The sequence below is a fragment of the Rheinheimera gaetbuli genome, assembly GCF_054781935.1.
In genome coordinates, this window is record NZ_BAAGTL010000001.1 from 403064 (window position 1) to 429198 (window position 26135).

19 protein-coding genes are annotated in these 26135 nt (G+C 51.0%); 10 read left to right on the plus strand and 9 right to left on the minus strand.

Translation table 11 applies throughout. The annotated features are described in order from the left end of the window. The first annotated feature begins 20 nt into the window (after positions 1-20). The gene (gene recQ, locus ACYVIC_RS01930; RefSeq protein WP_460856776.1) at positions 21-1844 is read left to right on the plus strand and encodes a DNA helicase RecQ; all 1824 of its coding nucleotides are present in this window, start codon (positions 21-23) and stop codon (positions 1842-1844) included. On the opposite strand, the gene ACYVIC_RS01935 is transcribed toward recQ, so the two are convergent. Continuing rightward, on the minus strand, positions 1814-2116 hold the full coding sequence (locus ACYVIC_RS01935) for a c-type cytochrome (RefSeq protein WP_460856777.1): 303 nt from the start codon (positions 2114-2116) through the stop codon (positions 1814-1816). The two genes, recQ and ACYVIC_RS01935, sit on opposite strands and share 31 nt — an antisense overlap. A gap of 187 nt (positions 2117-2303) precedes the next feature. Here ACYVIC_RS01935 and ACYVIC_RS01940 point away from each other — a divergent pair, with 187 nt between their 5' ends. Next, positions 2304-5168, plus strand: a complete 2865-nt coding sequence (locus ACYVIC_RS01940; protein WP_460856779.1) for an EAL domain-containing protein — start codon at positions 2304-2306, stop codon at positions 5166-5168. Positions 5169-5277: 109 nt separating this feature from the next. Further along, the gene (locus tag ACYVIC_RS01945; protein ID WP_460856780.1) at positions 5278-5883 is read left to right on the plus strand and encodes a YkgJ family cysteine cluster protein; all 606 of its coding nucleotides are present in this window, start codon (positions 5278-5280) and stop codon (positions 5881-5883) included. 44 nt (positions 5884-5927) lie between these two features. Here the strand turns inward: ACYVIC_RS01945 and ACYVIC_RS01950 are convergent, their stop codons facing one another. The 3 genes from ACYVIC_RS01950 to ACYVIC_RS01960 are packed head-to-tail and all read right to left on the minus strand — an operon-like array spanning position 5928 to position 10253. Continuing rightward, entirely contained in the window at positions 5928-6947 is a 1020-nt protein-coding gene (locus tag ACYVIC_RS01950) for a zinc-binding alcohol dehydrogenase family protein (RefSeq protein ID WP_460856782.1), read from the minus strand. Positions 6948-6987: 40 nt separating this feature from the next. Next, positions 6988-8349 (minus strand): sigma-54-dependent transcriptional regulator, encoded by a 1362-nt coding sequence (locus ACYVIC_RS01955; RefSeq protein ID WP_460856784.1) that lies wholly within the window; start codon positions 8347-8349, stop codon positions 6988-6990. Then, positions 8346-10253, minus strand: coding sequence for a sensor histidine kinase (locus tag ACYVIC_RS01960; RefSeq protein WP_460856786.1), 1908 nt, complete (start codon positions 10251-10253; stop codon positions 8346-8348). Before ACYVIC_RS01960 ends, ACYVIC_RS01955 begins: the two co-directional genes overlap by 4 nt. A 309-nt stretch (positions 10254-10562) precedes the next feature. Between ACYVIC_RS01960 and ACYVIC_RS01965 the strand changes: the two genes are divergently transcribed. The 4 genes from ACYVIC_RS01965 to ACYVIC_RS01980 all read left to right on the plus strand — a co-directional run bounded on the left by ACYVIC_RS01965 (position 10563) and on the right by ACYVIC_RS01980 (position 14457). After that, the gene (locus tag ACYVIC_RS01965) at positions 10563-10880 is read left to right on the plus strand and encodes a hypothetical protein (protein ID WP_460856787.1); all 318 of its coding nucleotides are present in this window, start codon (positions 10563-10565) and stop codon (positions 10878-10880) included. An 82-nt stretch (positions 10881-10962) separates the two neighbouring features. Beyond that, entirely contained in the window at positions 10963-11523 is a 561-nt protein-coding gene (locus ACYVIC_RS01970) for a CBS domain-containing protein (protein WP_460856789.1), read from the plus strand. 121 nt (positions 11524-11644) lie between these two features. Beyond that, positions 11645-13717, plus strand: a complete 2073-nt coding sequence (locus ACYVIC_RS01975; protein WP_460856791.1) for a S9 family peptidase — start codon at positions 11645-11647, stop codon at positions 13715-13717. A 278-nt stretch (positions 13718-13995) separates the two neighbouring features. After that, a complete protein-coding gene (locus ACYVIC_RS01980) occupies positions 13996-14457 on the plus strand; it encodes a hypothetical protein (RefSeq protein ID WP_460856792.1) in 462 nt (153 codons plus the stop codon). Between the two features lie 7 nt (positions 14458-14464). On the opposite strand, the gene ACYVIC_RS01985 is transcribed toward ACYVIC_RS01980, so the two are convergent. Then, positions 14465-15439 (minus strand): DUF4862 family protein, encoded by a 975-nt coding sequence (locus ACYVIC_RS01985; protein WP_460856793.1) that lies wholly within the window; start codon positions 15437-15439, stop codon positions 14465-14467. 20 nt (positions 15440-15459) lie between these two features. After that, entirely contained in the window at positions 15460-15768 is a 309-nt protein-coding gene (locus ACYVIC_RS01990; RefSeq protein ID WP_460856795.1) for a hypothetical protein, read from the minus strand. Positions 15769-15948: 180 nt separating this feature from the next. Here ACYVIC_RS01990 and darT point away from each other — a divergent pair, with 180 nt between their 5' ends. Together darT and darG are read left to right on the plus strand one after the other, a co-directional pair. Next, positions 15949-16632, plus strand: a complete 684-nt coding sequence (gene darT / locus ACYVIC_RS01995) for a type II toxin-antitoxin system toxin DNA ADP-ribosyl transferase DarT (protein ID WP_460856796.1) — start codon at positions 15949-15951, stop codon at positions 16630-16632. 25 nt (positions 16633-16657) lie between these two features. Further along, positions 16658-17692, plus strand: a complete 1035-nt coding sequence (gene darG / locus ACYVIC_RS02000; protein ID WP_460856798.1) for a type II toxin-antitoxin system antitoxin DNA ADP-ribosyl glycohydrolase DarG — start codon at positions 16658-16660, stop codon at positions 17690-17692. A 27-nt stretch (positions 17693-17719) separates the two neighbouring features. On the opposite strand, the gene ACYVIC_RS02005 is transcribed toward darG, so the two are convergent. Beyond that, positions 17720-18901 (minus strand): BaiN/RdsA family NAD(P)/FAD-dependent oxidoreductase, encoded by a 1182-nt coding sequence (locus ACYVIC_RS02005; protein ID WP_460856800.1) that lies wholly within the window; start codon positions 18899-18901, stop codon positions 17720-17722. 372 nt (positions 18902-19273) lie between these two features. Here ACYVIC_RS02005 and ACYVIC_RS02010 point away from each other — a divergent pair, with 372 nt between their 5' ends. Continuing rightward, positions 19274-21586 carry a S8 family serine peptidase gene (locus tag ACYVIC_RS02010; RefSeq protein ID WP_460856801.1) on the plus strand — a complete coding sequence of 771 codons (2313 nt, stop codon included), beginning with the start codon at positions 19274-19276 and terminating at the stop codon, positions 21584-21586. Between the two features lie 68 nt (positions 21587-21654). Here ACYVIC_RS02010 and ACYVIC_RS02015 read toward each other — a convergent pair whose 3' ends face one another. Next, a complete protein-coding gene (locus ACYVIC_RS02015) occupies positions 21655-23865 on the minus strand; it encodes an SEL1-like repeat protein (RefSeq protein WP_460856803.1) in 2211 nt (736 codons plus the stop codon). A 120-nt stretch (positions 23866-23985) separates the two neighbouring features. Further along, positions 23986-26004: a lipid IV(A) 3-deoxy-D-manno-octulosonic acid transferase gene (gene waaA / locus ACYVIC_RS02020; protein ID WP_460856805.1), complete on the minus strand. Its 2019-nt coding sequence runs from the start codon at positions 26002-26004 to the stop codon at positions 23986-23988. Positions 26005-26135: the final 131 nt, after the last annotated feature.

Consider the following 26135-nt stretch of genomic DNA (forward strand, 5'->3'; position numbering starts at 1 on the left):
TTAGCAACTATGCGCGCAACGTGATACCCGACCTGCATTCTTTATTAAAAACAGCTTTTGGCTACAGCGCCTTCCGTGATGGCCAGCTGCAGGTTATTGAAGCAGCGCTAACCCAGCGCGACAGCTTTGTGCTGATGCCTACCGGCGGCGGCAAATCACTTTGCTATCAATTACCTGCACTTATTTTACCGCAAATCACCATAGTGGTATCGCCGCTGATGTCGCTGATGAAAGATCAGGTTGATGCGCTCAAGGCGAACGGCATTGCCGCCGAGTTTATTAACAGCAGCCAAAGCCGGGAAGATATTTTGCAGGTGTTTGCCCGTTTGCGCCGCAACGAGCTAAAACTGCTGTACGTGGCACCAGAGCGCTTACTGCAACCGCAATTTCTTGACCGGCTGCAAGATGTTGGTATTAGCCTGATTGCGATTGATGAAGCGCATTGTATTTCACAATGGGGCCATGATTTCCGCCCGGATTATATGGCGCTGGCACTGATAAAGCAGCGCTTCCCGCAGGTGCCGGTAATGGCATTAACCGCTACCGCCGACGCAGCCACCCGGCGCGATATTTTACAACAGCTGCAGCTACAGCAGCCTTACATCAACCAAAGCAGCTTTGACCGGCCAAATATTCGCTATACCGTGCAGGAGAAATTTCGACCGGTAGAACAATTGGTTAGCTACCTACAGCAACAGGAAGGCAGCAGCGGTATTGTGTATTGCGGCTCCAGGCGCAAAGTAGATGAGCTAACCGAGCAACTGAAACAGCGCGGTTTTAATGCTGCTGCCTACCACGCTGGCCTGGAAAGCGAGCAGCGCTCGGCAGTGCAGGATGCGTTTAAGCGCGACGATTACCAGCTGATTGTCGCTACCGTTGCCTTTGGCATGGGGGTAAATAAATCTAATATCCGGTATGTCGTGCATTTTGAGCTGCCGCGTACTATTGAAGCTTACTATCAGGAAACAGGCCGTGCCGGACGGGACGGTGTGGCAGCCGAAGCGATGTTGCTATTTGACCCGGCTGATATTGGCCGGATGAAACGCTGGTTAGATGCCGAACCGAATCAGCAGCGGGCTGAAGTTACCTGGCAGCGTTTTTTGGCGATGGCAGCGTTTGCTGAAGCCCAAACCTGCCGGCGCCAGGTGTTGCTTAATTACTTTGGTGAGGCCAGCCAGACCCGTTGTGGCAACTGTGATATCTGCCTTAACCCGCCGCAACAGTTTGATGCCACTGAAACAGCACAAAAAGCGCTGTCTTGTGTTTACCGGGTCGGCCAGAGCTTTGGCATGCACCATGTTATCGATGTACTGCGCGGCGGTCACAGCCAAAAAATTATCGAGCTGGGCCACGATAAACTGTCTACCTGGGGCATTGGCAAAGACTTAAGCCATGATTACTGGTTAAGTATCCTGCGTCAGCTTATTCATTTTGGTTTGTTGCAGCAGGACATTACTGCACATTCAGTACTAAAACTGCAACCGGCTGCCCGGCCGGTGCTGCGTGGTGAAACCAGCTTGTCATTGGCTATCCCCAGATTACAAAGCGTTAAACGTGAAACAGAGCAACTGACTAAACAAGCCTATGACAGGCTACTGTTTGCCCGGCTCAAAGCACTGCGCAAACATATCGCCCAGCGCGATGATGTCGCCCCCTTTGTCGTATTCAGTGATGCTACCCTGATCGATATGTGCCGGCTGCTACCCACCGACAACATCAGCATGCTGGCCGTGTCAGGTGTTGGCCAAACCAAGCTGGCGCGCTACGGCGCCGATTTTCTTGATGAAATTGGTGATTATCTGGCTGAAGAGCATCAGCCGCCGGCGGGCAAACTGGCAAAATAAGCCGAAATATTGGCAATGTCAGCATCACTCAGGCCAGACGCCATCGGCGACATAATGGCATTTTTGCGCTCGCCGTCCCTGTAGGCTTTCATCGAGCTTTGCAAATATTTTACTTTTTGCCCGGCCAAATTAGGGTAATCAGGAATAATAGAGATGCCATTGGCACCATGACAGGCAGCGCACACTGCCGCTTTGGCTTTGCCCGCAACAACATCAGCTGCCAGTGTTTGGCTGGCAAAGGCCAGGGCAAGGCTACAAATAAGATATTTCATACTCGCTCCATTTCATTGGTTAATGTACTAGTTATAACCTAACTGGCTGAATGCTCAAGCCATATATACGTCTGCCGCTTTGATGTTGTGCAAGACAGTGCTAATCTTTGTTTTTCTGCCGACACGGTGTTTTTGCGCTATGCCAGAAAGTTGTTAACAATTTTGCTTTATTCAGGGAGTGCGTCCGTTGAGTTTTATCCGCTGTATCCTGCTGTCGTTGTGCCTGTTTGCCAGCAGTAGCCAGGCCTTTCATGCCGAAATAAACGCCGTACCCAGCCCGATAGCAGAACGCATTCAACTCCAGCAGGTATATTATCTGGCGACATCGGCTGACATGACGATGGCGCAGCTGTTGAACGATCCGTCTTTTCATCACAGGTTTCGCCTGCTAACACCTGCCGAAAAAGTAATGTTTAATAACGATGATGCCGTATGGCTATTCAGCCGCATAAAAAACACTGGCAACCGGCCAGTAGAAGCCATATTAGAGTATGACTTTCCGCTGGCTGACAAAGTTGAAATTTATCAGCTGAACAGCCGCAATAAAGACGCCAGCTTGCTAAATCGTGCAGGCAATGACTACCCATTTAGCGAACGCAGCCTGGCTTATCGTAGCTTTGCCGTAACACTGCAGCTTAACCCAGATGAGCAAACCGACATCTTTTTAAAAATTCAGGATGCTGCCGTAGTGCCCAGCGAATTACTGTTATGGCAACACAGCAGCTTTATTGCCAACAAACAGCGCCAGGCCATGCTCGATGGCATATTGCAAGGTCTGTTACTGTTGCTGGCGATGTATAACCTGATGTTGTTCTTGCGAAGCCACTCAAAACATTATTTGTACTATGGTGGTTTTTTTCTCAGTTTTGCCTTGGTTGTAGCCGTACTTAACGGTATGGCCTTTATGCTGTTATGGCCTGACTATCCCGAGCTAAACCAGGCCATGCTATATATCGCAGCAGGCAGCACCCTATTATGCCTTAATCAGTTTGTCAGCCAGGTTGTGGGTGATGCCCAAAGCCAGTGGTGGCGCCGTTGCAGTGTGCTCAGTAATGTTGTTGCTATGCTGCTGTTATTTAGCCCGTTGTATGCCAGTGGCCAGTTGCGCTTACTGCTGTTGTTTATCAGCATTGGCTGGGTGCTGGGTAGCAATTTGCTGTTGGCACTAACACTGTCGCTGCAAGGCAGGCATCAGGCACGCAGCTTTATCTGGGCTTGCGTGCTTACGCTTATTGCGGCGTTGCTACTAACACTGAATCAGGCGGGCTATTTGCACGCCGGTATTAACTGGTCGTATTTATTGTTTTCGCTGGTTATGCTGAGTTTGGCGCTAACCAGTTTTAATTTACAGCGTTTTTTTATCACACAAGACCCGGGCCTGGCCGGTAACGCTGAATTACAGCACTATCACGATGTGTTTCATAACGCGGTAGAGGGCATGTTTACCACCACACTGGATGGCAAGCTGTTAAACGCTAACCAGGCTTTGCTGCGGATCCTGGGCTACAGCTCAGAAGAAGATTTGAAGCAAGCCATTAGCCAAACCGGCATGGCGCGCTTTTATGCCGATCCGGCAGACCGGCAATTTATGCTGCAGCAGTTGCAGCAAGGCGGTAAAAAAAGCTTTGAAATGCGAGGCCTGCGTGGCGACAACCGGCCATTTTGGGCATTAATGTCGGTACGGTTATCGCCAACAAAACACGACCGTCAGGCCTTTATTCATGGCTCAGTGATTGACATTACCGAGCAAAAACTGGCGCACGAGCAACTGGCTTATCTGGCCAGCCACGACGCCCTAACCGCACTATATAATCGCTATTACTTTGAACAGCAGCTGCTGCAACTTAGCCAACAAGGTACGGCCCGCGGTTGTATTATTTTTATCGACGTTGACCAGTTTAAACTGGTTAATGCCAGTTGCAGCCATCAGGCTGGCGACGTATTGTTAAAACAATTAAGCGAGCAGTTTAAACGTACTTTGGTGCACAATGGCCCGCTGGCGCGGCTGGATGGCGACGAGTTTGCTATCCTACTCACCGACGCCAACAGCAACGAGGCCTTTTCGCTGGCTTATCGTCTGCTGGACAGCGCCCGCGAATTTCGCTTTATCTGGCAAGACAGTATTTACCCGGTTACGGTAAGTATTGGTATTAGCGAAATCAGTAAAGACGACAGCCCCGACAGTATGCTAAAAAAAGCCGAAGCCGCATGCCATATCGCCAAGGATAAAGGCCGAAATCGCATACAGCTGTTTGACACCACCGACAAAGACAGCCAACGCTTGCAAAATGAGGCCATGTGGGTGCGACGCCTGCGCCAGGCCATTGATGACAACCAGTTTGTGCTGCACCAGCAAACGATACTGCCGCTAAACGCTGGCAGCCAGGGTTGCAACTATGAGATATTGCTACGCCTGCGTGGCGAAGACGATACCTTAATTACGCCGGCCAGTTTTTTAACCTCAGCCGAAAGTTACGGCCTGATGCCGCAAATCGACCGCTGGGTTATTAAACACTATTTTCGCTGGTTACAGCGCCAGCCTGCGCATTTACAACAGCTGGAGCTATGCAGTATTAACTTGTCGGCTTGCTCACTGCAGGACACCAGCTTTAAAGATGACGTGCAGCTGATGTTTGACCGCTATCAGATACCATTCTCACGTATTTGTTTTGAGATCACCGAAAGCGTCGCCATTGTTAATTTGCAAAGTACTCTGGCCTTTATCACCCATTTTCGCGCCCTGGGCTGTAAGATAGCCTTGGACGATTTTGGTAGTGGCTTCTCGTCTTATAGTTATCTTAAACATTTCCCGGCAAACTTCGTTAAAATTGACGGCCATTTTGTTCGTGATCTGCTGGACGATCAGTACGATAAAGCCATTGTAAAATCCATTCATGATGTGGCACGCGCCATGGGCATGCAAACGGTTGCCGAATTTGTCGAAACCGATGAAATCCTCAGTGCCATTAAGCTACTGGGCATTGATTATGTGCAAGGTTATGCTATCGACAAACCACAATCACTAACGGCGTTACTGCAGGCCGAAAAATAAATCCTGCCGCCCTATTGCTGCTGCATTGTACAACTCAGTACAATGCGGTGGCGACATTTCGTCGCTCCTTAACAGGCAAACCATTTACACATTTTCGTTCGGAGTCTTTATGCAACGGCTGCGTGAATTATCGCGTCGTGTTGAGGCTGTGTATGGCGAAATAGCGATAACGTTTTCAGCATATCAACAACAGCGTGGCCTTGGTTGCCGCTCTGGCTGTGGTGAATGCTGTTTGCAACCGACGATAGAAGCGACGGTGCTGGAAATGTTGCCGCTGGCATTACACTTGTTTGATCAAGGTAAAGCAGAACAAACACTGACACAACTCGAAGAGTTAACAGAGCCTACGGGCTGTTTTTTTTATCAGAAGTTATCGTTTGACGGCAAACAAGGCCAGTGCAGTGTTTATCAACACAGGCCAAGTATATGCCGCTTGTTTGGTGCTGCGGGCTACCGTGACAAAACCGGCCAAACCTCGTTGTCGGTGTGTAAAGTAATAAAAGCTGATAAAGCCGTTGCTTATCAGGATACGCTAATAGCTATGCAATCTGATCCACCACCGATGATGGTGATGGCAAAAGAACAGGTTAACGAGCTGGACTACGAGTTGGGCAAACAGCACTTGCCCATTAACGAAGCAATGCGCCAGGCACTGGAAAGAGTGTTGTTTAAAGCCTGGTATTCCGGCATGAACGACGATCAGCAAATTGCCTGACATCGGGGCGGCTTAGCCCGCCCCAATGTTTATGTCTTGTTAGCCTACCAGCCTGCCAGTACAACCTTACCTATGGCTTTGCCGCTTTCCAGCAGTTGATGTGCTTGACGCAGGTTGGCGGCGTTTATTGTACCCAACGTTTGCTTTAACGTGGTTTTGATTTGGCCTTGCTGAATAAGCCGCGCCAGATCGGTTAACAGCTGGTGCTGGGCCTGCATGTCTGGCGTGCTAAACATGGCGCGGGTAAACATAAATTCCCAGTGCAGCGAAATACTCTTTTGCTTTAGCGGCATAATATCGATGCCACCGGCCGGATCGTCTATCAGCGCCAGCTTGCCTTGCGGCGCCAGCAACTGCACCAGCTCGGCATAGTGCTGGTCGGTATGGGTTAAACTGGCCACATGGCTAACGCAGCTTAAACCTAACGCTTTTAGCTGCGCTAACAGCGGCTGGCTATGGTCCAGCACATAGTGCGCGCCCAATTCGCTGACCCATTGTTTTGTTTCAGGCCGCGAGGCGGTAGCAATAATGGTGGCAGTAGTTAACTGCCGGGCCAACTGAATTAACACTGAGCCAACGCCACCGGCAGCACCGGTAACCAGCAATACAGGCCTGGGGTGTTTTAAGCCTGGCTGCTGAATTTCCAGCCGGTCGAACAGCAATTCCCAGGCGGTAATCGCAGTAAGCGGCAAGGCGGCAGCTTCAGCATAGCTGAGGTTATCCGGCATAGCACCGACTATACGCTCATCAACCAGTTGTAACTCACTGTTGCTGCCGGGCCGGGTTGACGAGCCGGCATAGAACACTTTATCGCCGGTTTTAAACAGGCTAACGTCCTCGCCAACAGCGACCACTTCGCCGGCGGCATCCCAGCCCAGCACTTTATATTCGCCGGCCGCTGGCTGCACTTTTTTGCGTATTTTGGTATCTACCGGGTTAACCGACACCGCTTCAACCCGCACCAGAATATCACGGCCGCTGGCCACCGGATCTGGCAGCGTAATGTCGCATAATGCTTGGGGATCCGTAGCCTGCAGTGACTGCTTATAACCTACCGCTTTCATAATATTTCTCCTTATTAGGGCACGCCCTTAAGCCGTTACGTTAATCTGCCAGTTGGTAGCGATCAATCTTCTTCAGCAGCCCCTGGCGCGATAACCCCAACTCACGTGAAGCCTGGCTTTTATTGCCATTGCTCTGCAACAATGCCTGTTTAATCATACTAACTTCAAGCTGTTGCACGGCCTGCTCCATTGTCATCTGGCTACTGTCTACTGGCAACAGGCTAGCAGAGTTAAGCACTGATGGATGTAATAAATTGATATCCGCCATGCTAAGCACACCGCCCTGCGCTACCGCTGCGACACTCTCCAGGGTATTTTTCAGCTCACGCACATTCCCCGGCCAGTCACGCTGGATAAACCAGTTTAATGCTGTGCTATCCAGTTTTAACGTCTGGCCATGCTCTTTGGCCAATTGCTGTAAGAAAAACTGCAATAACAACGGGATATCCTGCCGCCGTTCTGCCAGTGCCACGGTTTCCAACGTAATGCCCTTAATGCGATAGTATAGATCTTCGCGAAACAGGCCTTTTTTAACCAGCTCGGGCAAGTTGGCATTGGTAGCTGAAATTAGCCGCAAGTCTATTTTTTGCTGCTGACGCCCGCCAACCGGAAAATAGGTGCCTTCCTGCAATACCCGTAGCAACTTAACCTGCATAGGTAGCGGCATTTCGCCAATTTCATCCAGAAACAAGGTACCTTTATCGGCCAGCTGCAACAAGCCGGGTCGGTCTTTATCGGCACCGGTAAAAGCACCTTTAACATAACCAAATAACTCACTTTCTAATAGCTCTGCCGGTATAGCGCCGCAATGCATCGAGACGAAAGCCTGATTGGCGCGCCGGCTAAGCTGATGTAATGCCCGCGACACCACTTCTTTGCCAGTGCCCGACGGCCCGGTAACCAGCACCCGCACGTCTGTTGGCGCGATACGCTGGATTAAGGTACGCATTGCCGCCATGGGTGCCGAAGCACCTATCAGTTGTTCAAGCGCGCCGTGCTGTTGTTGCTTTAAATGCGACAACTCGATATCCAGCTGATGTTTTGTCAGGGCGCGCTTAATCACTACCGCCAGTAAATCCGGGTCTACCGGTTTGGCAATAAAATCCCAAGCGCCACGGGATATGGCATCCAGCGCCAATTGCCGCTCGGCATGGCCGGTAAGAATAATAACGGGTTGCTGGGTGAAGTCTGTTAGCTGGTTTAGGGTATGCTGCGGGTCGAATTCAGGCGGCAGCGATAAATCCAGCAAGACTAAATCGGGCTTAAAACTGTGCAATAGCCTTTTTGCAGCGTTCACATCAGCGGCCGTTAGTACCTGATAGCCGCTATGCTGCAACCAGCTTTGTGCCAGCTGACAAAACGCCGGCTCATCATCGACCAATAAAATGCGTTCAGTGCTCATAGTATGTTGTCCTGCAATGTCGTGTTACGTGCGCCGGCGTTTAACGGAAATGCCAGCTCGAAACTAACCGGCCAGCCCAGATCAGTGCGATGGCAAACGCTGGCGCCATGTGCACTGGCAATACGCCGTACAATCGCCAAACCCAAACCGCTGCCACCGGCTCTTTTGCTGACAAACGGCTGAAATAAACCAGGCTGCTGCCGCTGCGGAATAACCGGGCCATTGTTGTGCACCCGTAGCACCAGCATATTGTCTTGCTGCTGCGCTTCCAGCTTAATAATGGCGCCCTGCTGATTACGGCAAAAAGCCAGCGCATTATCCAGCAGGTTTACCAATACTTGCTGCAAGCGGTAACTGTCAGCGCGCAGGCTCAGGTTGTCAGCAATATCCATCTCGCAGGTTACGCCTTGCCAATCTTGCTGCTGTATTACCGCCTGCGCCAATGCTTTTAGTGGCACGTCTGTATACTGCAACTGCAGTTGGCCGGCATAACTTAGCAGGTCAGCAATTAATCTGTCGGCACGTTTTAGTTGTTGCTGAATATGTTGACGGGTATCTGCGGCCGTAGTGGCTGATGCCATCGAAATGATGTTCAGCGGGTTACGTAACTCATGCGCCATTGCCGCAGACAATGCTCCCAGTTCTACCAGATGTCGCTGGTCTAACCGCTTGCGTTCGGCATCGGCCAGTTTTAATGATTGCTCTAAAATACGGCAGTTGCTTTGTAATAGCGCGGCAAACACGTCGCCCTGTAAGCGATAGCCAGGTGTCACATCATCCCAGCCCAGCAGTTGATAATGCCAGCCGCTATCGTCACGCTGACACAGCAGATACAAGCTGCTGCTGTCACCGTCTGATGAACTGGCCTGCGGCAGCCTTACCGTCACGCTCTGGCGCAACAAGGCCGATAACAGTGCGCTGGCACGTTGCGCCAAAGCAGGCCAGCTGTCAGCCTGCAGCAATTGCTCACGCCAGTGTGCCAGCAAGGTGTCGCTTAACCGGGCACCAGGGTAAATCAGCCGCTGTGCCACGGCGGCCAATGGCTGATAACATAAGGCACTTAGCAGCAGTAATAACACCGAATATAACCACAGTTGGCTGGAGGGTACCGCCGCCAGCGCCTGCATACCAAACTGCCCCAAAAAGGCACTTACCAGCGCCATTAATGCCAGTACCAGCAGTAACATACTCAGCCACAACAAGGCTTTGTTGGCAAAGGCATTAATAGCCAGTAACTGATAGCGCACCACGCCATAAACCAGCAACAGTAAATAGCTGGGTAGCAGCAACATCGGATACGGGTACCAGGTTAATCCCAGCGAAGGAAAGACAAAGCTGGTAGCCAGCAGCAAGCCCCAGCCACCGGCCAGAAACATGGCAACTATAGAACGGCGTTTATTGCCGCTGTGGCGCAACCAGCCAAGATACAATACTAAATGGGCTGCAACACCCAGCAGCACCGTGTAAGCCAGATTTAGCCAGCCAATACCGCTAAAAACAAAAAAGCCGGCAAAACCTGCTGTCGCTATGACAGTTCCCCCCTGGCCGAGCCAACTGAGCAGGATCAACAACAAAGTGGTGCCATAAAGTGGCAGTTTTAAGCGCTGCCAATAGCGCAATAATAGCGCGCTATTGTGCTGACCATCCGCAACGAACTGCACCGCAAAATGCAAAAAAAACATGGGCATTAATGGGTTAGCCAATACCAGCATAATGCCGGCTGTAGTCCAGTGCTGTAATATGGCAATATGGCCGGCACACCACAATGCCATCATGCCGGCAAAGCCAGCCAGCGCCGGCATCGCGGGCTGCTTCTTACCCTGCCACAATAGCCAGCCGGCCAATAACACTGCACACACGCTGGTTAGCAGCATGCTGACTTCAAACGCGACCAGTAACGACACTGTAAACCTCGTTTACATACTTAGCGATGAAATATCGTAAACTTTGTTTACATAAGGTGCAAGTGCATTAAATTAACCATAAAAATCAATAGGTAATCAATCACTCATTATATCAGCTCACGGAGACGCATCTGGCCAGGCTTCGCAGCCTGACTCTGCTGGCGATGCTGTTAAAAGGGCTGCTTACCGGCTTGTAACAGCAACTGGTCGCATTTTGTCCGGTTTTAGCGCTTAACCTGTTGCACAACGCAGCAGTGCTCGCCATTATCAGTAAACAAACAGCAATGTTAACTGACAGAAACAGGATCTATGCGCTGGTTAAGTAGTCTTGCCATATTGATAATGCTAAGCCTGTGGTGCACGCCGCAAGCCTTTGCTGTGCACGATAGCAGACTATCTCCACTGGCTGACACCCGCTTACACGCCTTACTGCCGCAGCTGCAGGATGCGTTGAATGCTGACAACGAAGACAATACCGATCAACCGCAAACTTATCTGGCCAGCAGTTTCCGTTACCCGCTACCCCATTACCGTGTAAATGCAAAACAGCACGATAACGTGGTTAGCCAGGCTAGCTTTTTGAGTCATGTCAGGCCGCGCGCACCACCATTGTTTACCTCACACTAATTATTTTCCGGCACCAACACTGCCCAAATTCGATTATTGTCTAGCCGGTATGGCCACTGCTTACCGGCATGTGAGGAACACCATGAAAACATTAGCATTATATTCAGTTGAAAACATTGATCATTTAGTACAACCCGCCGACTTCAGCGGTACTACCCTGCAGTCACCGGCCCTGACGGTAGTAACCGATTTTAAACATCACGAACCCAATATGATTGACGCCAACACCGGCGCCCGCGATGCATTGCAAATGATGCAACACGAGCACAGCAAGCTGAAGCTGGTGGTAGGCCAGGATGGTGAACTGGTCGGTTTATTACCGCTAGAGCAGTTGTCAGAGCAAGCCATGATGCGACATATTGCGTTTGGCAGCAGCCGTGATGAGGTCCGCGTAGCTGACGTCATGCGCCCGCGCGAACGGGTTAAAGCGCTGGCATACCAGCAACTGCAACATTGCAGTATTTCTGATGTGGTTAATACGCTGCAATCCAGCGGCGAACAACACTGTGTAGTGATCGATCGCGAAAATCATCAAATCCGTGGCGTTATCAGCGCCCAGGATATTGCCCGGCGGTTAAAAATACCTCTACAGATCCAGCAAACGCCAACTTTCTTGCATATTTTTGACAGTTTAACCGGCTGATTTTTTCCGGCACAACTGTGGCATAACGCTCAAATCCGTCACTCTGCCGCTGACGGCTTTTAGCCAAACCCGCTTCAGGGTAGTTTAGTTTGATAACCACTTAGACTATCCTGAGGCATCTATGCTGTTTTCACCCCGACTTTCATTGGCAGCGGCTTTGCTGCTTAGCCTGACCAGCGGCTTTCACGCCTATGCTGACAGCAGCGGCGCGGCCAGCAGCCGCTATTTTGAAGCTGAAGATATCTTTGCGCTGGAATATGCCGCTGATGTACAAATATCGCCCGATGGCAGCAAAATTGTTTATGTGCGTGCCAGCAACGATATTATGACCGACAGCACCCGCAACAGCCTGTGGCTGCTGGACGTGCGCAGTGGCACCCAAACGCCGCTGTTTGCCGACCAGTTTAACTACAACCAACCGCGCTGGTCTGCCGATGGCAAACAACTTGCCTTTGTGTCTGATGCCAGTGGCTCGCGGCAAATTTACCTGCACTGGCTTAGCGAAAACCGCACCGCCAAGTTGTCTGATTTGCGCCACAGCCCGGCCAACTTAACCTGGTCACCGGATGGTAAGCAACTGGCATTCACCATGAATATGCCGGCCGCGGCCGCCGAGGTACAGCAAAAAGTAAAACGGGTAAAAAAACCCGCTGGCGCCAAATGGTCAGAAAGTGCAACGGTGTACGACAGAGTGCGTTATCAGGCCGATGGCCAGGGTTTTTTAAAGCCGCAATTCCGGCAGATTTTTCTGCTGCCAGCCAGCGGCGGCACGGCACGGCAGCTAACGCAGGGTGACTTTAACTACGGCAGCGACCTGAGCTTTACCCCAGACAGTAAAGCCTTAGTATTTGCCGCCAACCTGCACGCCGAATGGGAGTATCAGCCGCGCGATGCCAACCTGTACCAGCTGGATTTAGCCACACAACAGCTGACAGCGCTCACCACGATGCCAGGAGAAGAATCTGAGCCGGTGTTCTCGCCAGATGGTAAACAACTGGCGTTTTTGTGGCAGACCAATGCGTTAGTGCCGTACAGCAACAGCAAACTTAAAGTACTTAATTTAGCCAGCAACAAAATTGACGATGTAGCAGCAGATTTTGACCGCAGCATAGCAGCGCCAAACTGGCTTAGTAACAACAGCTTTGTTGTGCAATATGATGACCAGGGCCTGCGTAAACTGGCCAGCTTAACCGTAAAAGGCAAGCTAACTGATCTTACTGCAAGTTTAGGTGGCGTTAGCCAGCCGCAGCCGTATTTAAGCGGCAGCTATTCCGTGTCTGATAGCGGTGTTATTGCTTATACCCACGGCACCAGCCAGCGCCCAAGTGACGTTGCCGTGCTACAAAAAGGCAAAAGCCGTGTGCTCACAGCGCTGAACGATGACTTACTGGGCCATAAGAAGCTGGCTCAGGTGCATGAAATTAAATACAAATCATCGTTTGATGGCGAAGAAATTCACGGCTGGTATATGACGCCACCTGATTTTGATCCCACAAAGAAGTACCCATTGTTACTGGAAATTCATGGCGGCCCACACCTGGCTTACGGCCCGCACTGGAGTGCCGAAATGCAGCGCTATGCCAAAGAAGGCTATGTGGTGTTTTATGATAACCACCGTGGCAGTTCGTCGTATGGTGAACGTTTTGCCATGTTGCTGCACAATAAGTACAGCTCACCAGAAGATTTTGCCGACCACAACAGCGGCGTAGACGCCATGTTAAAACTGGGCTTTATTGATGAAAACAACCTGTTTATTGGTGGTGGTTCAGCTGGCGGCATTGCCGCAGCTTATGCTATCGGCCTAACTGACCGTTTTAAAGCCGCAGCCGTCGTTAAACCGGTTATTAACTGGTTAAGTAAAGTGCTGACCGGCGATACCTACACCTACCAAACCTTTCATCAGTTTCCCGGTGTGCCGTGGGAGCACGTTGAACATTACTGGCAGCGTTCACCGCTTAGTCTGGTAGGTAATGTCAGAACGCCAACCATTCTTATCACTGGTGAAAGCGACAGACGCACGCCGATGTCAGAATCAGAACAGTATTATCAGGCACTAAAGTTACGCCGTATTGATACTGCGCTGGTGCGCATTCCCGGCTCGCCGCATGGTATTTCGAATAAACCCAGCCGGATGATTGAAAAAGTAGAATATATGCTGGCCTGGTTTGAAAAATACCGCACACCGTCAAATTAAGTCAGTTGTTAAACACAATAGCTGCCGAATAAGGTTTGCTCTAAGGCAACCGTTGCAGGCCAGGATGCTGACAAATTCGCTGGGAGCGAATTTGAACAGCTTTGCTGGTCCAACGGATAAACTTCATGGATGAAGTTTATAATCGAGCCCCAGGGACGGGTTTACGGCGTGTTGCCGTGGGCAAACCGGTTTCGCAGCACTCTTAGATGCTACGGTCGTGTTGTCTGTATAGAGCAAGCGTGCTACCTTGCCGGCAATTATTCCGCCGGAACTTAGCTATGTCTGCCAATCTGGTTGTTTTTATTATTCGCTCGCTGATCTCACTGCTGTTGGGCGGCGCACATCTGTACTTTGTAATTCTGTGTTTTGCCTATATCAGCAGTATTAACCCACTGCCGGAAATACTGACAGCCTCGGCAAACTGGCGCGACAGTGCGCTATTAATTATGTCGTTTACCGACCTGCTATTGCACCTGTTACTGGCGGTACCGGCGGTAGCCGCTTTGCTGTACTTACAGGGCCAGCAGCGCTACTACCATTTAGGCCTGCTAACACTGCCGATGCTAAGCCTGTGCTTACACAGCCTGTGGCGCCTGTTTGCTATGCGCCACGAGCTTAGCCTGACATATTTAAGCTATATCAATACCTTGCTTCCAGCCGCTGCGCTGTTGCTAATGGGCTACCTGGCAGTAAAGCACTTTAGCCATATTAAGGCGCACTCGGCAGGGGCACAGCTGTAATAACGGCTTAACCGCAGCTGAAATAACGATCCAAGATTGCCAGCGTATCGCCGATATACGCCATACGTTGCGCCACGGTAGCACTATGTGGCCGGATGCCAATTTTAGCGCCCAATACCGCCAGGCCTGCTGTATTATCGCAAGCGGCCAGACAGTTGTGCATCGCCTGCTCTGTCATCCAGCTACCGGGCGCACCATGTTTAACCCGTTCACCGGTACATGGCGGTTGATGACTATCGCGCCAGGCGCCGTAGTCACTATCCTGATCCGAAACGCCGGAAAACATCAGGCCGCGCAGCAGCCCAGCGTGCTGAGCCGCCTGAATATGCTCAACAGCACCCTCAATACGGCGGGTTTCAAATACCGAGCGGCCCCAGTTAATTACCATGCCCAATTGCTGGCTCTGCGCCAGCGTAGCATTTAGCGCGGTTAACACCTCCAGCTCATCTTGCAAGGCTAAAAAGCCTTTAGACGGCAAATGCTCTGGCACATAAGTATCACAGTGCTCAATAACAAGGCGTGCGCCCTGCCAATCCCATTCAAGCATCGTTTTAAGCGAGGCCATAAGCGCGGCCGTAGAAGAGGCCGCGTTATGCCGGGCCGGTGCGGTTTGAATTTGAATTGCCGTAACTGCCGGGCGGCCAAGATGGGCGTTAAGTTTGCCAATAGCAGCACAGGCCTGCTGCATAAAGGCTAAGGCTTCGGCACGGCCGTTGGCATCTTCAGAGGCCAGACCAAACAACGGGTTTTGCGAAAGCGCATTCATAATGCCGGGAATGCAGGTAAACACGTAATCCCACTGCGGGTTTATATTCGCTAAAAACCAGTCGTCATCATGCTGATGTAAACGGCCTAAAAACGGATGCTCCAGCCCTTTGAGGTTCGCTAGTTTTTTCAGCTCGTTGTAAAATTCCGTCTCAAGCGCCGCATCCCAACCGCTGTGATTAGGCGAAGCGGCATAAGCGCCGAGGGTATATTTCATGCTGTTATCCTTGTTAATGCCTAGTCATCAGGGCTGCTAAGCGTAAAGACCAAATGCTTACGCATATCTTTTAGCACCACGCCCTTTTTCAGCATTAAGCCACTTAAGCGTTTTTGCCAGGCCAGTAACTGCGGTTGTGCCGCATCCAAATAAGCTTGCCCGGTAAACTGCAGCCGCACCAGCAGCGACAGCGGAAAGGCCTCATATTCCATACTAAACCAGCACTGCACCGCGCCCGGCAATTCCACCAGCGCCTGTTGCTCCAGCGTAGTTACCGCATCTAATACCGCAGCTTGTTGTTTAAGTTGTACTTTGGAGAGTTTTTTCATAACAGTTATTAACTATGTTGCCTGGTTAAAGTGGCGTTATTTAGCTTAGGTGACAGATTATGCCGCTAATTCCAGTTTCGTGCGAATAGCGTTTTCATTACAGACTTGTTAAGTTACTAATTAAGCAAAAACAGGCGTTTAATTTGAAGAAACGCCTTTAACAGTTAGAGTAAGTTAACGATGACAATGCCTGTCCCAGTGCGTTTGTTCCACATCACGGCAATAGATAATTTACCGGCGATATTTCAGCAAGGCGCCTTGTTGTGCAAACAAAAATCACAGGTAGCGGGCATTAATTATCATAATATTGCTCACGCTGGTGCTCAGGGCGTCAGGTCAGCAAAAGCGGTAATCGACCCGCCGGGCGGCAGCATCCATGACTATGTGCCGTTTTATTTTGCGCCACGCTCACCTATGTTAATGGCGATCCATGGCGGCAAGGTAGCCGGCTGCAGCTATCGGCAAGATGATATAGTGCATTTCGAACTGCTGGTTCGTGCTGTAGTGCAGCATACACTAGATTTTGTGTTTTTTGATCGCAATGCCACTAAGGTTTACAGTCAGGCTTACACTGACCCTCATCAGTTAAAAGAGGTGATCGACTGGGGTTTGCTAACCGAACCACCGCAGCTTGATGGGTTTTGCAAGTACTTTAGTGACAAACCAGAACCTGCCAAATATACCGACCGACTGGAAAAACGACAGGCCGAGTTTTTAGTGAAGCATCAAGTACCTTTGGCATGGTTTACACGTTTAGGTGTTATCAATGACACCAAGGCTGAACAAGTACGGGCTTTAATAAGCCAATTTGGGTTAAACTTACCGGTAGCGGTAATGCCAGACTGGTACTTTACCGGCCAGTGATATCAGGATGTAACGGAGAACAGCAGTGACCATAGAGTCAAGCACAGGTGATTTACTTAAACAGCAAGATGTTGATGCCATCGTCAACACAGTGAACTGTGTGGGCGTGATGGGCAAAGGCATAGCGTTGCAGTTTAAGAAAAAATGGCCTGCTAATTTCAAAGCTTATACAGCTGCCTGTAAAGCAGGAGAAATCCGTCTTGGTAAAATGTTTATTTTTGACCTGGGTGCGTTGGCCACACCGCGCTATATCATCAATTTCCCTACCAAAGATCATTGGCGCAATGCTTCTAACCTGAAAGATATTGAAACGGGTTTACAAGATTTAGTGCTACAAATTAAAAACTTGGATATCCGCTCTATTGCGATGCCGCCATTAGGCTGTGGTAATGGCGGCCTTAGCTGGAGTGACGTGCGCCCGGTTATCGAGCAATATTTCGCGAGTTTAACGCATGTTACCGTACGCTTATTTGAGCCGTCTGACACTGCTGCCACAGCCCAATTAGAAGTAAACACAGCGGCACCTAAAATGACAGCAGGCAGAGCCGCTATTCTGGCCTTGTTGGAGTGCTATGAAGCGCTAAGTTATGGTTTATCCAAACTTGAAGTGCAAAAGCTTGCGTACTTTTTACAAGAAGCCGGCGAAGATTTAAAGCTAAGCTACCAAAAGCATAAATTTGGCCCTTATGCCGACCAACTGCGCCATGTACTGGACAGAATGGATGGCCATTATATTCATGGTGTAGGCGATGGCGTGGTTGAATCCGCCATCACACCAGACACTCTGGCGCTGAAAACTGCCAAAGCGTTTTTGGCAAAAGCCAATCCGGAATTACAAGCCAGAGTTAAGAGGGTGGCACAACTCATAGATGGTTTTCAGTCGCCTTTTGGTATGGAATTACTCGCCAGTGTGCATTGGGTAGCCAAGCAGGAAGGGGCGGCAGATGCGCAGCAAGCACTGCAGAAAATCCAATCGTGGAACCCGCGCAAAAGCCAGCTGATGCAAGCAAATCATGTTGAATCAGCCTGGCAACAGTTGCAGCAACAGAGATGGGTTTAAGCCACGTTATACTATCTGCCAGTTACCTTAACAATACTGTCCGGCTACCCAGCCGCTGGCCCAGGCCCATTGGAAATTGTAGCCGCCGAGCCAACCGGTGACATCGACCACTTCGCCGATAAAATACAAGCCGGGTTGCTGTTTGGCTTCCATGGTTTTTGACGATAAATAATCGGTGTCGACGCCGCCGATGGTGACTTCTGCGGTGCGATAACCTTCGGTGCCGTTGGGTTTAAATACATAAGCATGCAAGCTATCGGCTATTTGCCTAATGCTTTTCGGGTTTAGTGCTTTTAGCGGCTGGTTAGCGAAGACGTTAAGCGCCAGCAGTTTTTCTATCAGCCGTTTCGGCAGTAATTTGCCCAGCGCGGTTTTTACTTCCTGCTCCGGGTGGGCTTGTTGCTGGCTGGTGAGAAACTCTGCCAGATCGGTTTGCGGTGCCATATTTACGGTTACATCATCACCCGGCTGCCAGTAGCTGGAAATTTGCAGTATAGCCGGCCCACTTAAGCCACGGTGGGTAAACAGCATATCTTCCGGGAATACCGTGCCGTTGGCCTCTGCCGTTACCGGTAAGGACACACCGCTGATTTCTTCAAACACCGCTTTATCCGCCGGTTGCCAGGTTAGCGGCACTAAGGCTGCGCGCAGTGGCAGCACGTTTAAGCCAAACTGTTCGGCCAGCTGAAAGCCAAAGGCGGTTGCGCCTAAATTGGGCAGGCTTAAGCCGCCACTGGCGACTACCAGGCTGTGGCACTGCCGGCTAAGCTCCGCAGTGGTTACCGTATATTGGCCATCAGTAAAGCTGACGCCGGTAATGTTTTGCTGCAGAGCAATTTGCACATTTGCGGATTTAGCCTCGCTAAGCAGCATATCGACGATATCTTTGGCGGAGTCATCACAAAACAGCTGGCCGAGGGTTTTCTCGTGGTAGGCAATAGCATGCTTTTGCACCAGGGCAATAAAGTCCCACTGCGTGTAACGGCTTAACGCCGACTTACAGAAATGTTTGTTTTGCGACAGGAAATTCTCTGGTGCAGCATACATATTAGTGAAATTGCAGCGGCCGCCGCCCGACATCAGAATTTTACGGCCAACGCGTTTACCGTTATCCAGCACCAGTACTTTGCGGCCACGCTTGCCTGCTTCAATTGCACACATTAAACCGGCTGCGCCTGCGCCAATTACTATTACATCCCACTGCTGCATAATGCTGCTTCTGCCTGCTTAACCTAAAGGCGCTATTGTCGGCGACAAAGCCGGCCAATGCAAACAGTGCCTGACTGCATAGCAACAATGAATATATGTTATGCATTTTTAGCATATATAAAAATACCAGGCTGTATGAAATGCATTCGAAAAAGGGTGTGGGGCTTACACTTACCTAAAGCAGCATGTTTTAAAAAAGACCTTTTTTCTCAACAGCCACTATCGCGATAGTAAAACTGTAACAAATGTCACTATTTCGCAGATTTACACTTAATTACATATTGGTTAAAAGATCAGTTGGCGTTATTGCAAGGCAGCAATATGTAGTCGTCATTCGGGGAACATATAACAATAATTAAACACGAGATTACAATGAAAAAACCTGAGTTCACCCTTTCTAAGCTGGCCGTGCTATGTTTGCCAGCGTCGTTGCTGGTTGCTACCAGCACTATGGCACAACACCAACCAGACGGCGCCAGCCGCTATGCCAGCCCGGTGCAGGCGGTAAAGCACAGTGATAACCTGTCAGCTGATGGCCGCAAACGCTATATTATTCAGTTTAAAACACAGCCACTTGATGCCAGCGGCCCCGGGCAGTTTACTACCGACACCATAACCCGGCGTAAAGTTAACTTGCAGCAAAGGCTGGAAAGCCAGGGTGCCAGCGTAAAAGAAGTGCTGGCAGCCCAGGGCGCCGTGGCGGCTGAGCTAACGCCAAGCCAATTGGCCGCATTGCAAAACGATGCTGATGTTGCATTAATAGAAGAAGATCACAAACGCTACCCAATGGCGCAACAAGTGCCTTTTGGCTACAACATGGTGCAGGCGAATCAGGTTAGTGACCAGTTTGCGTCTAATCAGAAAGTATGTGTTATTGACTCCGGCCTGGATTTACCACACGAAGATTTTTTAACCGGTAATATCACTGGCAGTAATAACTCGGGTACCGGAAACTGGTATCAGGCTGGCGGCCCACATGGCACCCATGTTGCCGGTACTATAGCGGCACTGAACAACAGTGTTGGCATGGTTGGCGTATTGCCAAACGGTAATGTTAAGCTGCACATAATCAAAGTATTTAACGATGATGGCTGGGGCTACAGCTCAACATTGGCAAATGCAGTTAACACTTGCGTTAGCAATGGATCAACGGTTATCAACATGAGTTTAGGCGGTGCCGGTTCCAGCACTACTGAGTCTAACGCCATGCAAGCGGCTTTTGATCAAGGCGTGTTGCTTATAGCCGCCGCCGGCAATGATGGCAATACTGCTATGTCTTACCCGGCGTCTTACGACTCGGTGATTTCGGTAGCCGCTATTGATAGCAATAAACAGCTGGCTGATTTCTCCCAACGTAACAGCCAGGTAGAGCTGGCGGCACCGGGCGTTGATATACGGTCAACCTACCCTGAAGGCACGGGCCTGGAAGCCGTATTGAGCGTTGGCAACAACAGTTATGCCAGCAGCCCGATGACCAATTCGACTGACGGTAGCGCCAACGCCGCTCTTGCCAGTTGTGGCCTGGCTGAAACCACCTGCAGCAACGTGGCAAATAAAATTTGTGTTATTGAGCGCGGCAACGTTAGCTTTGTGCAAAAAGTGCAGTCTTGTGAAGACGGTGGCGGTTTAGCGGCGGTTATTTATAACAACGCCGCAGGTGATTTTGGCGGTACTTTGGGCGATAACCCGGGCACCACTATTCCTGCATTGGCTGTCACCCAGGCAGTTGGCCAGGCATTAATGAGCCAGCTGGGCCAGACTGCCAGCTTAAGTTCAGGCGCCAGCAACTATGGCCTGATGAGCGGTACATCTATGGCATCGCCGCATGTAGCGGGTGTTGCCGCCTTGTTATGGAGCCACTATCCGCAGTGTAGCAATGCGCAGATCCGTAATGTACTGGCCGTTACTGCTGAAGATTTAGGCACTGCAGGGCGTGATAACTCCTTCGGTCACGGCCTGGTGCGCACTAAAGCTGCCTTTGACTATATTGCCCAAAATGGCTGTGATGGTAGCGGTGGCGGCGGTGGAGAAGAGCCTCCTGTTGGCACTAACGAGCTAAGCAAAGGTGTCGCTATCACCAACCTCAGTGGGGCAACAAGCAGCACGGTCTACTACACATTTACTGTACCTGCTGGCGCCACCGATCTGCGTTTTAATATGTCAGGTGGCAGTGGTGATGCTGATATGTTTGTCAAGTTTGGCAGCCAGCCCACTACATCCAGCTACGACTGCCGGCCTTACAGAACAGGTAATGACGAAAGCTGCAGCTTTAACACCGCACAGGCCGGTACCTATCATGTAATGATCAACGCTTACAGAGCTTATGCAGGCGTAACGCTGCTGGCAGATTACACCGCAGGCTCAGCCGGAGGCGGCAGTCAGGGGGCAACGCTAACACAGTCTGATATCAGCATTGCACGTCGCAGCTGGCAGCACTATACCGTTGAGGTGCCAGCCGGCATGAGCAACCTAACTGTCAATACATCCGGCGGCAGTGGTGATGCCGATCTATACGTCCGTCGTGGTGCACAGCCAACGACCACAAGTTACGAATGTCGTTCTGACCGGTCTGGTAACAGTGAAAGTTGCAGCTTCAACAACCCGGAAGCTACAACATGGTATATCTCAGTATACGGCTACAGAGCGGTAAGTGGTTTAACGCTTACCGCAAGCTATCAGCCCTAGTTAGCGCACTGAGGTAGCACTGAAAAAATAAAGGCCAGCATCCGCTGGCCTTGTTTTATGGTCTCAGGTCAGGGGTTTAGTAAGCGGCTTAACTGCGCTTGCGCCAGCGGCTCACTTTGCTCTGCCGCCCGCTGATATAAATCACGCGCCTTAACTAAATCACGGCTGACACCGCGGCCAAATTCGTACATCCAACCCAGGTTGTACTGAGCATTGGCATAACCTTGTTCTGCCGCCTGGGCAAATAACGCCACGGCTTTTGTATCGTCGGCTTTTACTACCCGACCATTTTTATAAAACAACCCCATTGCCGTAAGTGCCCTGGGTACCGCAGCAGATACTGACTGCTGGTACAACTCAAAGGCGCGACGCTCGTTCATTGCCACGCCATAGCCTTTTTCGTACATGTAGCCCAAATGCGCAATAGCACGTAAATGGTTTTGCTTAGCCGCTTTTTGATACCAGTTTACTGCGGCTGTATCATCTTGGCGCACACCACGGCCGGTCTCATAGCGTAACCCCAGGTTAAACTGCGCATCGGCATCGCCCTGCTCGGCTACTTTGCTGTACCAGTACAACGCTTTGTCATCATCCTGCGCTACGCCCCGGCCAGCGCCGTACATAAAACCCAAATTGTACTGGGCATACAGCACACCTTGTTCTGCCGCGCGCTGGTACCATTTTACCGCTTCAACATCATTTTTTGCGGTGCCGGTGCCATTAGCCAGCCTTAAACCGGCGAGGTACTGCGCCTGGGCATGGCCTTGCTCTGCCGCTTGTAAAAACCAGCCAAAAGCGGCCTTTTCATCTACCTCCAGCTCCTGTTGCTGGCTGTACAGCAGCCCAAGCCGGTACTGGGCATCAACACTGCCAGTTTTAGCCGCTTGTTGCAGCAGCTTAAGGCCCTGCGCCATATCTTGGCGCAAACCGCGCCCTTCCAACAAATGCACAGCAACATAGTAGCAGGCGGTAACATCGTTTTGGCTGCAAGCCGGTTGTAACAGCTCCAGAGCCTTAGTGTCGTTGTTTCTGACTCCGCGCCCCAGCGAGTAACTAATACCCGCCTCACGCTGGGCTTCAGTCAGCCCCTGCGTTGCCGCACGGTTAAACCAATCCAGCGCCCGGCTATCGCTTTGTGCCACGCCTTCGCCCAACAGATAATGGCGACCAAGCTCATAGGCAGCACGGCTATGATTTTGCGCAGCAGCTTTCTGATACCAGTTGTTGGCAGCAGCCAGATCGCGACTTGCTCCACGACCGTCCTGATAGCGGCCGGCAACAATAAACTGTGCATCGGCATCACCTTGCTCTGCGGCGCGCTGATACCAAAGCAATGCCGTAGTATCATCCTGTGTTACACCACGGCCGGCACCATACATAAACCCAAGATTATATTGCGCTAAAATATGTTGTTGCTCAGCCGCTTTTTGGTACCAGAATACCGCCACAGCATCATCCTGTGCCACACCATTACCATTGGCATAGGCCAGCGCTAACTGATACTGTGCCTGCGCCATGCCCTGATCAGAGGCGGCGTTAAACCAATGTACAGCGCCGGCCATATCGGCACTGACACCATAGCCATTAGCATACATAGCCGCCAGATTAAACTGCGCATCAGCAAGCCCGGCCTGAGCCAACGGATACCAGTGGCTGAAGGCTTCAGCATAATTTTGTCGTTGGAACGCCCTCAGCCCGCTATCAAAGTTAGCCTGAGGCAATGGTTTTACTGGCAGCTCTGCTGCTTTGTAGCCCTGCTGTGCTACCACTGTTTTCGGCTGCGCTGGCGCGGCCTTGCTTGCAACCACAACCGGAGCAGTATTTGCAGCTACAGTAGTTACGGCTTGCACCGGCGCAGAAATTGCTGCCGGCTGACTGGGGTTAACCGCTGCAGCTGTTGCAACGACTACGGTATTAGTATCGGCACCGATAGCCGTTTCAGCTGCGGCTTGCTGTTTCATTGCTGCAACTGCTTCGACAATATCGCGTGTAGCCTGCGCTGACTCAGCGTAATCAGTACTCCCTGACGCCGCTTGCTCTAACCAGTAGGCTGCCTGCAGCGCATCCTGCTCAACACCGTGGCCCATTGAATATAGCTTGGCCAGTTCAAACTGTGCTTTGTGGTTACCCTCCAGCGCCAAGGATTGCCATATTTGAGCAGCTTTACTGTGATCGCCCTCAGCATACGCCGCTTGCGCCTCAGCAAATTGTTGTTGTGGTTCAGCTGCCAGTACAAAACTGGTCAGTAGTAAGCTTGTTATTATTTTATTTAGCCGCATAGATGCCCCTCCACCGTCTGTTGTTATATCAAAGAACGGCAGCGACACCAAGAGCACAGACAGGATAAAAACTGCTTTGTTACAGTTTAACTGCAAAAAATGCGCGATAAAGTGCTGGTTTTAACCGATAAACTGCTGCTGATAACCTTGCAGCAACGCAGGCCAGTGCATGTGTTGCCAGCAAAAACCGCTATGCAAACCATGCTCTTTCTCTAACGAGCGCAGCAGGCGATCCAAATTTGCCTGTTGCCAGTTGCCGGGCGGGCGCAGGCTGCATTTGTCAAAGTCAATCAGCCAGAACCGGCCTTGTTGATCCAATAAAATATTATGGCAGTTTAAATCGGAGTGATACACCTTGTGCTGATGAAAACGGGCGATTACCGCCCCCAGTTGTTGCCACTGCGCCGCACTAAGTGCATGCTGTCGCAGCAGCTGCGCCAAATCTGTGGCACCATCGATACGCTCAATTAAAATATCGGCCGTGTAGGCGTAATTTACCCCCAACAGTTGCCGCGGTTGATACAACGCCGCACAGGGCCGTGGCACCGGCAAGCCCCATTGGCGCATTTGCCACAACAAGGCGAACTCGGCCATGGCCCGGCTATGCCGTAGCGGCTGAGCAAAAAACGCATCCTTGTTAAATTTACCTATCAGGCCACCGCGATAGTAATGTCGCAATACGGCTTGTTTGTCGTTTTGCCGTACAAACCATACCGTATTACGCCCGGTTGACTGGCCGCACACTAAGCCCTGCTGTTGCCAAAACGTTGGCTCAAAGTAGTGCAATCCGGCCTGTGGAAAAAATGCCGGGTCAAACCAGGCAACCGTATTCCCTTTACGCAAGCAGGTTAGCTGTGCCAATGGCAACAACGTTGCAACCTGCGCCATTATCTGTGCCAAGGCACCTTGCTGTTGCCGATACAATGCCAGGCCTTTATTGCCAAGCCGTTGTGCCAGCTCTGGCTGGCCGATTAACTGCTGCACGCGGCTTACGATTTCTGCGCAGTTTGCCACCGTTAAACAGGCCTGCTGGCGTTGCAATAAGCTAAATACCTGCTGAAAATTAAAGATATAAGGGCCAGACATTACGGCTTTGCCAAATACCATCGCCTCCAGCGGATTATGGCCACCGCGTTCAATCAGGCTGCCGCCAATAAAGACAAAATCAGCCAGCTGATACCAGCTAAGTAACTCGCCCATGGTGTCGGCCAGCCAAACTGCCGTGCTTGCGTCGGGCACACCAGCTTTACTGCGCCGAACAACATTAAGCTGCTGCTGTTGCACCAGGCCCGCTACGGTATCAAACCGTTCCGGATGGCGCGGCACCAGTACCAACAGCAATTGCGGGTATTGGCTTGCCAGCTGCTTGTATGCCTGCAGCAGTATTTCATCTTCGCCGGCATGGGTGCTGGCCGCCACCCAGACAATTCGCCCCTGTAAGGCTGGTTTTATACTTGTGGCAAGTTCAACACTGGCCGCTGGCACCGTCAGTTCATATTTCAGGTTACCGGCCAGTTGCACCCTTGCCGCCCCCAGTGTTGCGAAACGGCGGGCGCTGGCGTTATCCTGCGTCAGGATCTGGCTGATATCATGCAGCATTGGTTTTACCAGACAATGAAAACGCCGGTAACCTTTGGCTGACCGTGCCGACAAGCGGGCATTCACCACTAATGTCGGAACAGCGAGTGCCGTGCAATTTGCCAGTAAATTCGGCCACAGCTCAGTTTCTAAAATAATCAGCAGCTGCGGTTGCATAAACCTTAACCAGCGGCGCATCAACAGCGGATAGTCAAACGGCAGGTAGCAATGCTCTATAGCCTGGCCCGGGCAGTCTTGTTGTAATTTTGCAATGGCCGCAGACGCAGTGGGCGTGGTGCAGGTGATGGTGAGTGGCAACTGCGGATATTGTGCCAGCAACTGTTTAATCAGCGGCTTAGCCGCATTAAATTCGCCCACCGACACCGTGTGCAGCACTATGCCCCCCTGAGCCTGCACAGCGGGCAGCTTAAACGCAAAGCGCTCGGCCAGGCGCTGGCGGTAGCCACTGTCTTTGCGTGAGCGCAGCAGCAAGTACACCAGCAGCAAGGGCGATAGCAGACACAGCATCAGGCTGTAGAAAAAACGGCTTAGCAGCGACATTGATCCCTTCTTAGCAAAATATCATCCTCGGCGCTGATGCAGTGACAACCGCCGGAAAAGGTGCGCCATAATGCCAAATTTGGCGTGCTGATACCAAAAGATTCTGTTTCAGCTACTTATAAAATGTTAAT